Annotated in this window: 12 protein-coding genes and 9 tRNA genes; 2 read left to right on the plus strand and 19 right to left on the minus strand. The window is 61.0% G+C overall.

Annotated elements, in window-relative coordinates; translation table 11 throughout:
* Together AB5Y59_RS05930 and AB5Y59_RS05935 are read right to left on the minus strand one after the other, a co-directional pair.
* The coding region (locus AB5Y59_RS05930) for an IS481-like element ISAs19 family transposase (protein WP_368211650.1) at positions 1-733 on the minus strand (733 nt) is incomplete at its 3' end.
* Positions 734-852: 119 nt separating this feature from the next.
* Positions 853-1,479: a beta-phosphoglucomutase family hydrolase gene (locus AB5Y59_RS05935; protein WP_336582302.1), complete on the minus strand. Its 627-nt coding sequence runs from the start codon at positions 1,477-1,479 to the stop codon at positions 853-855.
* Between the two features lie 164 nt (positions 1,480-1,643).
* Here AB5Y59_RS05935 and AB5Y59_RS05940 point away from each other — a divergent pair, with 164 nt between their 5' ends.
* Positions 1,644-3,008 (plus strand): MDR family MFS transporter, encoded by a 1,365-nt coding sequence (locus AB5Y59_RS05940; protein ID WP_368211652.1) that lies wholly within the window; start codon positions 1,644-1,646, stop codon positions 3,006-3,008.
* Between the two features lie 104 nt (positions 3,009-3,112).
* Here AB5Y59_RS05940 and AB5Y59_RS05945 read toward each other — a convergent pair whose 3' ends face one another.
* From AB5Y59_RS05945 to yqfB, 3 genes are all read right to left on the minus strand, one after another.
* On the minus strand, positions 3,113-3,499 hold the full coding sequence (locus AB5Y59_RS05945) for a DUF1622 domain-containing protein (protein ID WP_010673839.1): 387 nt from the start codon (positions 3,497-3,499) through the stop codon (positions 3,113-3,115).
* A 61-nt stretch (positions 3,500-3,560) separates the two neighbouring features.
* Positions 3,561-4,481: an alpha/beta hydrolase gene (locus AB5Y59_RS05950; RefSeq protein ID WP_043155774.1), complete on the minus strand. Its 921-nt coding sequence runs from the start codon at positions 4,479-4,481 to the stop codon at positions 3,561-3,563.
* A gap of 87 nt (positions 4,482-4,568) precedes the next feature.
* The gene (yqfB, locus tag AB5Y59_RS05955) at positions 4,569-4,901 is read right to left on the minus strand and encodes a N(4)-acetylcytidine aminohydrolase (protein WP_041215617.1); all 333 of its coding nucleotides are present in this window, start codon (positions 4,899-4,901) and stop codon (positions 4,569-4,571) included.
* 270 nt (positions 4,902-5,171) lie between these two features.
* Between yqfB and AB5Y59_RS05960 the strand changes: the two genes are divergently transcribed.
* Positions 5,172-7,004 carry an SLC13 family permease gene (locus AB5Y59_RS05960; protein ID WP_043155776.1) on the plus strand — a complete coding sequence of 611 codons (1,833 nt, stop codon included), beginning with the start codon at positions 5,172-5,174 and terminating at the stop codon, positions 7,002-7,004.
* A gap of 244 nt (positions 7,005-7,248) precedes the next feature.
* On the opposite strand, the gene AB5Y59_RS05965 is transcribed toward AB5Y59_RS05960, so the two are convergent.
* From AB5Y59_RS05965 to lolB, 14 genes are all read right to left on the minus strand, one after another.
* A tRNA-Leu gene (locus AB5Y59_RS05965) sits at positions 7,249-7,332 on the minus strand.
* Positions 7,333-7,340: 8 nt separating this feature from the next.
* A tRNA-Met gene (locus AB5Y59_RS05970) sits at positions 7,341-7,417 on the minus strand.
* A gap of 36 nt (positions 7,418-7,453) precedes the next feature.
* A tRNA-Gln gene (locus tag AB5Y59_RS05975) sits at positions 7,454-7,528 on the minus strand.
* Positions 7,529-7,574: 46 nt separating this feature from the next.
* Positions 7,575-7,651: transfer RNA gene (locus tag AB5Y59_RS05980), tRNA-Met, on the minus strand.
* Positions 7,652-7,690: 39 nt separating this feature from the next.
* Positions 7,691-7,765: transfer RNA gene (locus tag AB5Y59_RS05985), tRNA-Gln, on the minus strand.
* Between the two features lie 41 nt (positions 7,766-7,806).
* Positions 7,807-7,881 (minus strand) — tRNA-Gln (locus tag AB5Y59_RS05990).
* Between the two features lie 41 nt (positions 7,882-7,922).
* Positions 7,923-7,997, minus strand: a tRNA-Gln gene (locus AB5Y59_RS05995).
* 8 nt (positions 7,998-8,005) lie between these two features.
* Positions 8,006-8,082: transfer RNA gene (locus AB5Y59_RS06000), tRNA-Met, on the minus strand.
* 235 nt (positions 8,083-8,317) lie between these two features.
* Positions 8,318-9,409 (minus strand): redox-regulated ATPase YchF, encoded by a 1,092-nt coding sequence (gene ychF, locus AB5Y59_RS06005; RefSeq protein WP_010673843.1) that lies wholly within the window; start codon positions 9,407-9,409, stop codon positions 8,318-8,320.
* Between the two features lie 131 nt (positions 9,410-9,540).
* Positions 9,541-10,137 carry an aminoacyl-tRNA hydrolase gene (gene pth / locus AB5Y59_RS06010; RefSeq protein ID WP_043155778.1) on the minus strand — a complete coding sequence of 199 codons (597 nt, stop codon included), beginning with the start codon at positions 10,135-10,137 and terminating at the stop codon, positions 9,541-9,543.
* Positions 10,138-10,386: 249 nt separating this feature from the next.
* Positions 10,387-11,334, minus strand: coding sequence for a ribose-phosphate pyrophosphokinase (locus tag AB5Y59_RS06015; RefSeq protein WP_010673845.1), 948 nt, complete (start codon positions 11,332-11,334; stop codon positions 10,387-10,389).
* Positions 11,335-11,573: 239 nt separating this feature from the next.
* Positions 11,574-11,648: transfer RNA gene (locus AB5Y59_RS06020), tRNA-Gln, on the minus strand.
* Complete coding sequence (gene ispE / locus AB5Y59_RS06025; protein ID WP_049636685.1) at positions 11,628-12,506, minus strand: 4-(cytidine 5'-diphospho)-2-C-methyl-D-erythritol kinase; 879 nt, start codon at positions 12,504-12,506, stop codon at positions 11,628-11,630. The genes AB5Y59_RS06020 and ispE overlap by 21 nt, the downstream gene beginning before the upstream one ends.
* Positions 12,506-13,084 (minus strand): lipoprotein insertase outer membrane protein LolB, encoded by a 579-nt coding sequence (gene lolB / locus AB5Y59_RS06030; protein ID WP_039039599.1) that lies wholly within the window; start codon positions 13,082-13,084, stop codon positions 12,506-12,508. Before lolB ends, ispE begins: the two co-directional genes overlap by 1 nt.
* Between the last annotated feature and the right edge of the window lie 73 nt (positions 13,085-13,157).

Here is a 13,157-nt window from a genome sequence, read left to right on the forward strand (position 1 = left end):
GATGGTCTGGGCGCCCACAGAACTCGCGCCCGTTATCTGACAGGATGGTATAGACCCGAGCCTCATGGGCTTCGAAGAACGGCAGTACCGTTTCACTGAGCACATGAACCGAGGTCACCGGCAGCTTGCTGGTGTAGAGCCGTCCCCAGGCGTGGCGGCTATAGCAGTCCAGCACGGTTTGCAGATACACCTTGCCCACCCCCTTGAGCGCGCCGACGAAGAAGGTGTCGACCGCCACCAGTTCTCCGGTGTAGTGAACCTCAATCTGGCGTTCGCGAAACTCGGGGCTGAAGCGTTCGAGCAGGCGAATCTGCTCGTCATTGAGCTCAATGGTCTGCTCCCGGTGAGTTTTCTCAAGGCGCAGCAAGCGGTCGTGTTTGGAGAGCAAGTCGTGCCGTTGCCACACGCCACGCACACCACCCGCACTGACATTGATGCCTTGCAGAGCCAGTTCTTGCGCGACCCGCAGCGGGCCATGGGTTGGTCTGGTGAGGGAGTAATCGAGGATGACCTGTTCAATCTCGGGAGCGACCCGATTGGGATGAGCCCCTTTACACCCGGGCAATTTGTCGAGCAATCCCTCGGCGCCATAGGTCTGGTAATTACGGCGAATTTCGTAGAACTGCTGACGGCTGTAGCCGATGAGCTTGCAGGCTTTGCTGACGTTATTGAGCTCTTTGGCGAGCTCTAGCAGACTGAGTTTACGACGTGCTACTTTCTCGTTGGTGGTCATACGGTGACTCCGGATAACACGGTAGGGGTACCGTTTTGTTATCCGGTTTGAAGCCGTATGACCACTCCCTTTTGTGGGCAACTGTCAGGTGAATACCATCTCCATACAGTTTACCCATACTAGCGCGGGTAAAGTGTGCCCTGATCGACCAGCAAGGTGGTCATGCCGGCGGCCTTGCCCGCCTGAATGCCTATCCGGGTGTCTTCAAACACCAGGCAGTTGGCCGGGTTGGCGCCGAGCTGTTCGGCCACTTTCAGGAAGGTGTCCGGGTGGGGCTTGTGATTGACCACATCATCGGCACTCACCAGCACGGAGATGAAGGCATCGAGCCCGGTCTGACGCAGGATGTGCGCCGCATGTTCCCGGGTTGAGCCGGTGCCTATGCCCATGGGCACCTTGCCGTGGTACTGCCTGACCAGCTCCCACATGGCGGGAAACACCCGGACGTCGTCGATCCGTGCCAGGTAGAGGGCCACCTTGCGCCGGGCAAAGGCTTCCACGTCGATGGTCATCCCGTGCTGCTCTGCCAGCATGGTCACTATCTTGCGGGTGGGGATGCCGCCGTACTCGTTGAGCTGTGCCCGATCAAACGGCAGGCCGAACTCGGCACTGGTGATTTCCCAGGCATCCAGGTGCAGAGGCATGGAGTCCACCAGGGTGCCATCCATGTCGAAGATCAGGGCGTCGTACTCGTCGAATCGGGGCTGTTCACTCTGGTGATGATCGCAGGGGGATGACTGGGGCATGGGGGGCGTCCTCTTCGGCAAAGACTCACCCTAGCAGATCCGGCTCGCAGATGTCGCGACCTTCATCATGGTTGGCAGTGGTTTTGACCATCGGCTAATGATTTATGAGACAATAATGTGCCTTGCACCCCCTGTGCCGATATCTCACATGAGCGAGCCTGCCTATGTCCCCCAAAACCGTCTTCTCGAGCGTGGCCCTGGTGATCGCCCTGGGCTCACTGGAAAAGAGCATCGTCACCACCCCCTTGCCCATCATAGGGGTTGAGCTGAACGCCGGTGCCGCCCTCACCTGGGTCGTGACCGCCTATCTGCTGGCGGCCACTGCGGCCCTGCCCATCTATGGCAAGTGGAGCGACATGTTCGGCCGGGTACGCATGCTCAACATCGGTATCGGCCTGTTTCTGGCGGGATCCGTGGCCTGCGCCCTGGCCCAGGATCTGCCAACCCTGCTGGCCGCCCGCGTGCTGCAAGGGTTGGGGGGCGGGGGGCTGATCGCACTCGCCTTTACCGTGATCGCCGACTGTATTCCGCCACGGGAGGTGGGCAAGTATCAGGGGTATATCTCGGCGGTCTATGCGGTCTCCAGCATCGCAGGCCCGCTGCTCGGTGGCTATTTTACCGAGCAGCTCAGCTGGCGCTGGATCTTCTGGATCAATCTGCCGCTCGGCGCTATCGCCCTCTGGCTGGTGAACCGCAATCTGGGTTACCTCAATGTGCGCCGCTACAGCCGCTTCGACTGGAAGGGAGCGGCACTGCTCATCACGGTCACCACCCTCACCCTGTTGCTGCTCTCGCCGGAGGCGGCCTTGCCCGCCGTCTGGCTCGCGGCTGCGCTGGGGGCGGCCTTGTTGCTGCTGATCCTGGTGGAGCGGCGGGCCCACGACCCCATACTGCCGGCCCACCTGGTGCGCCTGCCGGGTTATCTGGTGAGCGTGCTGCTGGCGCTGGCCTCGCAGCTGCTGATGTTTGCCGTGCTGGTCTACCTGCCGTTGCAGATGCAGTGGCAAAAGGGGATGAGTGCCAGTGACAGTGGCGGGATCATGGTGATCTTCATGGTCTGCATCACGGCAGGGGCCTTCGTCGGCGGCAAGCTCATCGGTCGCACCGGTCACTACAAGCGTTTCGTGGTGGCAGGTTTTGCCCTGGCAGCGCTGGCCCTGTGGCAGATCCACTTCGACCTCTGGGCCAGAGTGGGACTGGGGTTTGCCGGATTGGGGCTGGGTCTGGTGCTGCCGGCGCTGTCGGTGGTGGTGCAAAATGCCCTGCCGCGGGAAGATCGCGGCATCGGCATGTCCCTGTTCAACTTCGGCCGGGAGCTGGGCGGGGCGGTCGGTGTCGCCATCTGCGCCGTGTTGTTCCATGCCGCTCTGCCAGCAGGCAGCAGCCCCAATCTGGCCAGCCTGAGCCCGGCCGAACTGGCACCCGGTTTCAGCGCCACCTATATCGGCATGGCGCTGATCGCCACCGCCGCCCTGCTGGTCACCTTGCTGGCATTGAAGCGCCACGAGCTGGCCAGCAAGCACGCCTGATGGTTACTATCGGATACAAAGAGGGCTCCCCGTGGGGAGCCCTCTTCATGGGATCAGGCTGGTGCCTTTCCTTCCGTGTCGTGGCCTTGTGCCACTCAGCCCGCTCATCGGGCGTCGGGGCGGGAAGGTGACCTGACAGGCTCGGGTTGCTGGCGCTCGGCCTGGGCATCGAGCTCCTTGCCGAGGAAGTAGTTCAGGAAGGTGCGGATGACCGCGATGATGGCGAGGCGCACCAGCTCCTCCTTGCTCGGTGCCACTGTGGTGGCCAGGATGTCGGCAGCGAGCTGGAACTCCAGCGCCAGGATGAGCCAGCTGCCGAAGCAGAGGCGGATACGGGGAAAGCCGGGCTCGTGATCCCGCACTCTGGCCGCCAGCCAGAGGGTCTTGCCAAGGCCGATGACCACGCAGGCGATGGAGATGATCTCCAGCAGCAGCTGGAACAGCTCCACCCCGTGCATCATGCCCTCTTTCAGGCTCGCTATCTCGAACACTCGGGTTACCTCCCTGATTCAAAAGAGACACTTTTAACACGGCTTGGGGGCCGGTTCCAACTCAGAGTCTTCTGAGCATCATGGCTATATGGTCGATGAGCTGACGAGCGGCAGGGCTGATGGCCGCCAGTTGGAAGTAGCCATGAATGACGCCATGCTGCCGCTGGCAAGTGGCATCGACGCCAGCCTGCACCAGCTTGCCATACAGGGCTTCCCCTTCGTCGCGCAGCGGATCATATTCCGCCGTGACGATATGGGTCGGCGGTAATCCTGACAGGGCGGGATGGTGGAGCGGGCTGGCTTCGGGATGGCTGGGGGGCAGGCTGCCCAGGTAGGCGTGAAAACCGCTTGCGAGCATGTCCCGGGTGATGAGGTAGTCGTCACCGAGATCGCGGTAGCTTTGGCTCTCGCAGAGGGCATCCAGCATGGGATAGAGAAGCAGCAGGACCTTGGGCAAGGGGGCGTTGGCAGCCTTGAGCCGCAAGGTGGTGATCAGGGCGAGATGACCCCCTGCGCTGTCGCCGGCAATGGCGAGACGTGCCGGATCCCCATGCCATTTCTCCACCTCGGCCATGATGGCCCGTGTGGCGGCCAGCGCATCGTCGTGAGCCGCAGGATAGGTGTGTTCCGGGGCGAGGCGGGTGTGTACGGCGAAGATCAGGGCGCTGGCCCGGTTGCACAGCATCCGCATCTGGCGATCGTGGGTCTCGAAATCCCCGCTGACAAAACAGCCGCCGTGAAAATAGATCAGCACCGGATACGCGGGGTCCGGTTTGTCTGCGGGCCGATAGCAGCGGATGGCGTGGTGATCGGTCTGCCACTCTTCGATGGCGCCCACCTCTTCCTGCTCACCGCCCAACAGGGCAGAGGCTAGGTAGCCGTCACGGCGCGCCTGCCAGCTCAGCTGGCTCGCCTTGGGACGACCTGCGGCGATGAAGTCTGCCACCATGGCTGCGATGGCCGGTTCGAGTTGTTTTTCCATAAGACACCAATGACTGTATATAAAAACAGTCATTGTGCGCTTTTGGCCCGTGAGCGCAACCGGCGTTAGCTGAGGCAGCTCACAAAATCAGGCTTCAATCAGCACGAATTCAATCACATAGAGGGGCGGCAGTGCGGGGTAGATATCGCGGATCACATCTTTAAGCTCGGGGAGGGTCATGTTCTCCTGACGGGCGTGCTCGTCGCTCAGCGCCTCGAAGGCGACCGCCTTGACCGAGATGACCTCAATGGTGCCAAAAGGCTGGTGTTCCGGGTTGGTGAACAGGGCCAGGCGCTGGCCGGGCTGCCAGTTTGCCTCGCTCTCGTCGCGGATGGTGATGGTCTTTCGGCCAGCCTGGATGTCGGCGACAAAGCGGCTGAAGAAGGTGAATGCCGGGTAGGCCGGGGTGTGCTGGGTCATGTCGTCTCCGAAGGGCAAGGGGTGAGAGGGCGGCTCAGGCCGCGGCGGGCCCATTTTAGGAGGGGCAAGGGGAGCGTGCAGCACTTTTTACCCCGACATGTGAAGGGCGACCGACTGCGTTTACGGACCGGTAAAATGGCCGCAACTGAACCTGAATGTGAGATGATGCGGCCTCCTCTTTCTTGATATGTAACAAATCAGGGGGACGGGCTCTGTGGTCTGATGGCGTCCGAGGCCGGCCGTGGTTGACGTTGAACAAAAGGAGCAAGTGTGAATTCCGAGTTGATCTGGGTGCTCAGCATGCTGGTGGGTGCCATTCTCCTGTTTATTACCAACAAGGTCCGCATGGACGTGGTCGCCTTGTTGATCATCATCCTGTTCGTGTTGAGCGGCACCCTGACCCTGCCGCAGGCGCTGGCAGGATTCAGCGATCCCAACGTCATTCTGATTGCCGCCCTGTTCGTGGTGGGGGAGGGGCTGGTGCGTACCGGCATCGCCTATCAGGTGGGAGATGCCCTGGTGAAGGTGGCCGGCAGCAGCGAAACCCGCATGCTGGTGCTGCTGATGGTGGCGGTGGCGACCCTGGGGGCTGTGATGAGTTCGACCGGGGTGGTGGCCATCTTCATCCCCGTGGTGCTGAGCGTGGCGAACCGGATGGGGATCCCGGCGGGCAGACTGATGATGCCGCTCGGCTTTGCCGGCCTTATCAGCGGCATGATGACGCTGGTGGCAACCCCTCCCAACATGGTGGTGAACAGTGAGCTGATGCGGCACGACATCCAGGGGTTCGGTTTCTTCGGCTTCACTCCCATGGGCGTCATCATTCTGGGGATGGGGATCCTCTACATGCTGCTGATGCGCAACCGTCTGGTGCGTGAAGGGGAAGAGGGCAAGGGCAAGCAAATGGGACGCAGCACCATGCGGGATCTCATCCGTGATTACCGGCTGGCGGGGCGAGCACGCCGACTGGCGATCCGGCCCGACTCCCCCCTGATCGGCCAGACCCTGGACGAGCTGCAATTGCGTGCCCGCTTCGGGGCCAACGTCATCGGGATGGAGCGCTGGCGCAAGTTCAGGCGGGTGATGGTCAGTGTCACCGGGGTGACCGAGTTCCAGGCCAAGGATGTGCTGCTCATCGACATGTCGGATCCCGAGGTGGATGTGCGGGAGTTTTGCAGCGAGGCGCGGCTCGAGCCCATGATATTGCGCGGGGAGTATTTCTCCGACCAGGCGCGGGAGGTGGGCATGGCGGAGGTCTCCCCCATCCCCGGCTCCCGGCTGCTCGGCAAGAGCATCCGCGAGGTGACCTTCCGTTCCCGTTACGGCCTGAGCGTGGTGGGGATCCGCCGGGATGGAGAGGCGCTGACCGGCAAGCTGGTGGACGAGGCGCTGCAGATGGGGGATACCCTGCTGGTGGTGGGGAACTGGAGCCTCATTCGTCAGTTGCAGACCCATCATCGCGATTTTCTGCTGCTGGGCCTGCCTGCGGAAGTGGACGAGATGGCGCCGGCCCGCAGCCAGGCCATCCACGCCCTGATTGCCCTCGGGGTCATGATAGTACTGATGGTGACGGATCCCGTGCCCAACGTCATCGCGGCGCTCATCGCCTGCCTGCTGATGGGCAAGTTCCGCTGTATCGATCTGGAGAGTGCCTACAAGTCCATCCACTGGCCGACCCTGATCCTCATCGTGGGCATGTTGCCCTTTGCCCTTGCATTGCAGCAGACCGGCGGGGTGGATCTCATCGTCGGCGCGCTCATCTCGGCGGTGGGGGAGATGGGCCCCAGGGTGATGCTGGCCAGCCTCTTCGCGCTCTGTGCCGTCATCGGGCTCTTCATCTCCAACACGGCGACGGCGGTGCTGATGGCGCCCATCGCGCTGGGGACGGCCCATCAGATGGGGGTATCGCCTTATCCCTTTGCCATGACCATCGCCATCGCCGCCTCGGCAGCCTTCATGACGCCGGTCTCGTCGCCGGTCAACACCCTGGTGCTGGGCCCGGGCAACTACAAGTTCATGGACTTCGTGCGCATTGGCGTGCCCTTCACCTTGCTGGTGATGGTGGTGAGCGTCATCGCCATCCCCTGGTTCTTCCCGTTCTGACGACAGCAAACGATATGGCGGCCTGCGGGCCGCCTTTTTATTGCCCGCAGCGCTCTGCGAGATGAAAAGGGCGGCATCACGCCGGAGCAGGGCATAGCGCCGTCGCAGAGGAGAGCACAAGGCTCAGCCGTTGATACATGAGGTGGCGTTGCAGGCGTGCGATGGCGTGGAGAGGGGAAGAAGAGCGGCAAACGCCGGATACAAAAAAACCAGCCTGAGCTGGTCTGTTTGGTACTGCTTTCGATGGTGCGGAAGGAGAGACTCGAACTCTCACGCCTAGGGCGCCAGAACCTAAATCTGGTGCGTCTACCAATTTCGCCACTTCCGCAAGAATAATGGTGGCTATGACGGGATTCGAACCTGTGACCCCCGCATTATGAGTGCGATGCTCTAACCAACTGAGCTACATAGCCGTCTTGTGCACGACTTGCGTCGAATACAAGCAAAAATGGCTGGGGCACTAGGATTCGAACCTAGGTATGGCGAGATCAAAACCCGCTGCCTTACCGCTTGGCGATGCCCCAACAGTGTTCTTTGCAATCGGATGATTGAAGGAACGTTTTTCAAACATGGTGGCTATGACGGGATTCGAACCTGTGACCCCCGCATTATGAGTGCGATGCTCTAACCAACTGAGCTACATAGCCGTTTGTTGTCAACCACAAACGTGGAAGAGAACAGAAAAATGGCTGGGGTACTAGGATTCGAACCTAGGGATGGCGAGATCAAAACCCGCTGCCTTACCGCTTGGCGATACCCCAACAGCGATGCCTGGCAGAGACTGTCAAACATCACTCAAAAATGGCTGGGGTACTAGGATTCGAACCTAGGGATGGCGAGATCAAAACCCGCTGCCTTACCGCTTGGCGATACCCCAACAGCGATGCCTGACAGAGACTGTCAAACATCATTCAAAAATGGCTGGGGTACTAGGATTCGAACCTAGGGATGGCGAGATCAAAACCCGCTGCCTTACCGCTTGGCGATACCCCAACTAGAGATGGTGGCTATGACGGGATTCGAACCTGTGACCCCCGCATTATGAGTGCGATGCTCTAACCAACTGAGCTACATAGCCAACCGTGCTTCCAGTGAGTCGTTGCCTCGTCACTGTGCGGCCGGAATTATGCGTATCTGGCTCTGGGGCGTCAACCCTTTTTTTGTTTGAAAAAACGAATTTGGGTGCGTTTGGCGAGTTATTGGCCGCTGTCGTGCAAAAGCCCAACAATCTGGTTTTTTTTACGACATTCGCACCCAGATCGCGCCTCTGGCCAGATAAAAAAGAGGCCAGCAAATGCTGGCCTCTCATGGGGTTAGACGTTGAACAGGAAGTTCATGATATCGCCATCCTTGACGATGTAGTCTTTCCCTTCCGCGCGCATCTTGCCTGCTTCCTTGGCGCCTTGCTCACCCTTGTAGGTGATAAAGTCGTCGAAGGCGATGGTCTGGGCGCGAATAAAGCCTTTTTCGAAGTCGGTGTGGATCTTGCCAGCGGCCTGCGGGGCGGTGGCACCTACGGGAATGGTCCAGGCGCGCACTTCTTTCACACCGGCGGTGAAGTAGGTCTGCAACTTGAGCAGCTCGTATCCGGAGCGGATCACCCGGTTCAGGCCCGGCTCCTCGATGCCCAGATCCGCCATGAACTCGGCGCGGTCTTCGTCGTCCAGCTCGGCGATGTCCGCCTCGATGGCGCAGCAGACGACCACGACAACGGCGTTCTCGGCGGCGGCTATCTCACGGACCTGATCCAGGTAGGGGTTATTCTCGAAGCCATCTTCCGCCACGTTGGCGATGTACATGGTGGGTTTGAGGGTCAGGAAGTTGAGGTGGCTGACGGCGTCCAGCTCATCCTTGTCCAGCTTCATGCCGCGGATCATCTGGCCGTTTTCCAGGGCAACCTTGATCTTCTCCAGCACTTCCACTTCCAGCTTGGCATCCTTGTCGCCGCCCTTGGCACGCTTGGACTGGCGATTGATGGCGCGCTCGCAGGCATCCAGGTCGGAGAGGGCCAGCTCGGTGTTGATGACCTCGATGTCGTCGGCCGGGGAGACCTTGCCCGCTACGTGGACGATGTTCTCGTCCTCGAAGCAGCGCACCACGTGACCGATGGCTTCGGTTTCACGGATGTTGGCCAGGAACTGGTTGCCAAGGCCTTCGCCCTTGGAGGCACCGGCCACCAGGCCGGCGATGTCCACGAACTCCATGGTGGTCGGCACGACACGCTGCGGATTGATGATGGCCGCCAGCTGGTCGAGGCGGGGATCCGGCATGGGGACCACACCCGTGTTCGGCTCAATGGTGCAGAACGGGAAGTTGGCGGCTTCGATGCCGGCCTTGGTCAGCGCATTGAACAGGGTGGATTTGCCTACATTGGGCAGGCCCACGATACCGCATTTAAAACCCATGGATTGTTACCTTGTTGATGGATGCTTCAAGGGGCCGCGCGGGCGGCCCGTGTCGTGTTGCTTGACCCCGAGGCGAGGGATCTCGCCAGGGGCCGGTCATCTTGAACTGCCTGGCGATGCAGGCTGAAGGCCTAGACTTTCTCGGCCTTGAAACAGTGCAGGCGATTCATGGCCTTGGTCATGTCCTGCTTGAACAGGATGTCGGTGGCGCGCAGGGATTCGTCCAGCGCGGCCTCGATCAGACTCTGCTCACTGCTGGGCGCCTTGGTCAGCACGAAGCCGGCGACCAGCTCCTTGGCGCCCGGATGGCCGATGCCAAGGCGCAGCCGGAAGAAGTTATTGTTGTTGCCCATCCTGGCGATGATGTCCTTGAGGCCGTTATGGCCGCCGTGACCGCCCCCTTGCTTGAACTTGGCGATGCCGGGAGGCAGGTCCAGCTCGTCGTGGGCCACCAGGATCTCTTCCGGGGCGATCTGGTAGAAGCGCGCGAGCGCCGCCACGGCCTTGCCGGAGAGATTCATGTAGGTGTTCGGGATGAGCAGCCGCACATCCTGCCCGTCCACTAGGAAGCGGGCGGTGTGGCCGAAGAACTTGGGCTCTTCGCGCAGGCTGACATTGTGCCAGCGTGCCAGTTGCTCCACATACCAGGCGCCCGCATTGTGGCGGGTCTTGGCATATTCGGGGCCGGGATTACCCAGCCCGACAATCAGTTTGATTTGACTTGTCACGCTTGATGTCTTCACTCGCTACTTGCCATGGGCGGATGACCCGGGGCAATGGGACGCAATATTCTAGCCGCCGAGTGGCGATCACTCAACCAAAGTGCGGCAAGGTCGGGGAAAAGCCGGACAGAAGGGCTCGGGTGGGGTGGCTCGTCCGAGGTTTTCGTCTCTTGCCGAGTGGAGGCTGGCGGCTGGCGCCAGGCACCCAAAAAAACAAAAACCGCCATTCGGCGGTTTTTGTCACAACAGGGTCTATCAATGCTCGAACATGGCAGAGATGGACTCTTCGTTGCTGATGCGGCGAATCGCTTCGGCCAGCACGGAGGAGAGGGTCAGCTGCTTGACCTTGCCGACTGCCTTCATCTCCGGGGTGAGCGGGATGGAGTCGGTGATGATCAGCTCGTCGATGACCGAATTCTTGATGTTTTCAACGGCGGTGCCGGAGAAGACAGGGTGGGTCGCATAGGCGAACACGCGCTTGGCACCACGCTCTTTCAGCGCTTCGGCCGCTTTGCACAGGGTGCCGCCGGTGTCGATCATGTCGTCGACGATGACGCAGTCACGACCGGCCACGTCGCCGATCAGGTGCATGACCTGGGAGACGTTCGGACGGGGACGACGCTTGTCGATGATGGCGATGTCGGTGTCGTCCAGCAGCTTGGCGATGGCACGGGCACGGACCACGCCGCCGATGTCCGGTGACACGACCACGGGGGATTCGAGGTTCTTGGCCTTCATGTCTTCCAGCAGCACCGGGCTGCCGAACACGTTGTCGACGGGGACGTCGAAGAAGCCCTGGATCTGCTCGGCATGCAGGTCAACGGTCAGCACACGGTCCACACCCACGCTGGAGAGGAAGTCGGCGACGACCTTGGCGGTGATGGGCACACGGGCGGAGCGGACGCGGCGGTCCTGACGGGCATAACCAAAGTAGGGGATAACGGCAGTGATACGGCCAGCTGAAGCACGACGCAGTGCATCCACCATGACGATCAATTCCATCAAATTGTCGTTGGTCGGGGCACAGGTGGATTGAATGATGAAGATATCGCCACCGCGTACATTCTCGTTGATCTGTACGCTGATCTCGCCGTCGCTAAAGCGACCTACGGCAGCATTGCCGAGTTTGATAAACAGGCGATCTGCGATCTTCTGGGCTAGTTCCGGCGTTGCGTTACCAGCAAACAGCTTCATGTCAGGCACGGTTTGAAACCTCGGGGTTGCATCCAGTATGTGGGGAGTCTGATTTTAGACCCGTATCGTTTGGGGGCAAACGATTTAGCAAGATGACGGACAAGGTCTCTGGGCGATGTCGAGGATGGCGTCTCATCACCCGCAGGGTGGGTGGACGGGAATCCACCTTGAGCGCCATCGCGTCAGATTGGCCCAAGACACATCGACGAGGTCAACACCTCCCGATACGGCCTCAACAAGGAGAGAGTTGGCTGGGGTACTAGGATTCGAACCTAGGAATGGCGAGATCAAAACCCGCTGCCTTACCGCTTGGCGATACCCCAATCACTCACTTGTTGCAAAGTGACGAAGAGTGGTGATATGTTCTCGCCCTTGGCGACAAACCCATCCCAGCCTTCCGGCACTCTTGCCAACACCTTCCGAGCAGCCATTTCGTCTTCAAATCGAGCAAAGACGCAGGCGCCAGTGCCCGTCATTCTTGACGGCGCGTATTCTAGCAACCAGCCGAGCGCATTGGCAACCTCGGGGTGGCGCTTTTTCACCAGCAGCTCGCAATCGTTTTTCCACTCTCCTGCCAGCAGATTGTCCAGGGTCATCTTGGGGGTGTTGCGGGGCAGGTCGGGATCCTGGAACACGGCGGCGGTGGCCACATGGCAATCCGGCTTGAGTACCAGGTACCAGGCATCCGGCACCTCGACCGGTTGCAACCGCTCCCCCACGCCTTCGGCGAAGGCGGCCTTGCCCCGCACGAACACCGGCACGTCGGCGCCCAGCTGCACGCCGAGCTCGGCCAGCTCGTCTTCACTCAAGCCGGCTTGCCAGAGGTGGTTCAAGGCCACGAGGGTGGTGGCCGCGTCCGACGAGCCGCCCCCGATGCCACCGCCCATGGGCAGTACCTTCTCCAGCCGGACATGGGCTCCCTGCGGACTGGCCAACCGGCTCTGCAACAGTCGCGCAGCCCGGATGATGAGGTTCTGTTCATCGGGCACGCCGGGAATGGCCGGGCTCAAGGTGAGCTGGTCGCTGCTGGGGATCGGCTCGAATTCGAGCCAGTCGCCGTGGTTGAGAAAGATGAAGAGGGTCTGCAGTTCGTGGTAGCCATCGGGGCGGCGGCCGTTGACGTGCAGGAAGAGGTTGAGCTTGGCCGGGGCGGGCCAGCGGATCGGCGCCTGGTCGTGCATCATGGTGCCAGGGTCCACTCGTTGATCTGCAGCTTGAGACGGCTCTCCTGCCCGGTCATGGTGAGCAGGTGGGGTAGGCGATAGCCGTCCTGATCCCGATAGTCCCCGTAGACGATCTGCCACTGGCCGTCGCGCACGCTGGCGAGGCTGGCATCGGGGTTGAGCTCGAATTCGGCCTGCCCCGGTAATCCCTTGATCCACTCAGGCAGCCCGGCCACCGGAATGTGCCAGCCGGTGAGCTGATAGACCAGGAGCTCGGCATCCTGGCTCTGGTGCTGTTTTCCGTCGTTGTCGAGCAGAGTCACCTCGCCGCCGGTGCGGGAGAGTTCCAGAATATGGGTGCCGATGAGGCTGGTGAGGTTGAGGCGATAGTCGTCGCCGTTTTGCTGCCAGTTGAGGCGAGCGCTGCCCTTCTGGCGGGCGGTGATGATGGCCATCTTGCCCGACAACTGCCAGTGTGTGAGGCGTTCGAGGCGGGCGCGCTCCTGCTGCCAGTTGACCTGATCCCGCTGGGGTTGGGTGGTGGTACAGCCCGCCAGCACCAGCAGGCAGGCGAGGGAGAAGATACGCAACAACAAGGTGGAGCTCCGCAGATGAGGTTTGCGACAGTATAAGGGGCGGCCGTATTGCTTTTAAAGACTTACCCTTTCT

The sequence above is a fragment of the Aeromonas sp. s10 genome (assembly GCF_040907975.1).
In the GTDB taxonomy this organism is placed as follows: Bacteria; Pseudomonadota; Gammaproteobacteria; order Enterobacterales; family Aeromonadaceae; genus Aeromonas; species Aeromonas caviae.

Bases quoted from the DNA above. Each gene is read 5' to 3' on its own strand.
- AB5Y59_RS05935 (WP_336582302.1), bottom strand. From the start codon at position 1,479: ATGCCCCAGTCATCCCCCTGCGATCATCACCAGAGTGAACAGCCCCGA.
- AB5Y59_RS05940 (WP_368211652.1), top strand. From the start codon at position 1,644: ATGTCCCCCAAAACCGTCTTCTCGAGCGTGGCCCTGGTGATCGCCCTG.
- AB5Y59_RS05950 (WP_043155774.1), bottom strand. From the start codon at position 4,481: ATGGAAAAACAACTCGAACCGGCCATCGCAGCCATGGTGGCAGACTTC.
- yqfB (WP_041215617.1), bottom strand. From the start codon at position 4,901: ATGACCCAGCACACCCCGGCCTACCCGGCATTCACCTTCTTCAGCCGC.
- ychF (WP_010673843.1), bottom strand. From the start codon at position 9,409: ATGGGTTTTAAATGCGGTATCGTGGGCCTGCCCAATGTAGGCAAATCC.
- ispE (WP_049636685.1), bottom strand. From the start codon at position 12,506: ATGCACGACCAGGCGCCGATCCGCTGGCCCGCCCCGGCCAAGCTCAAC.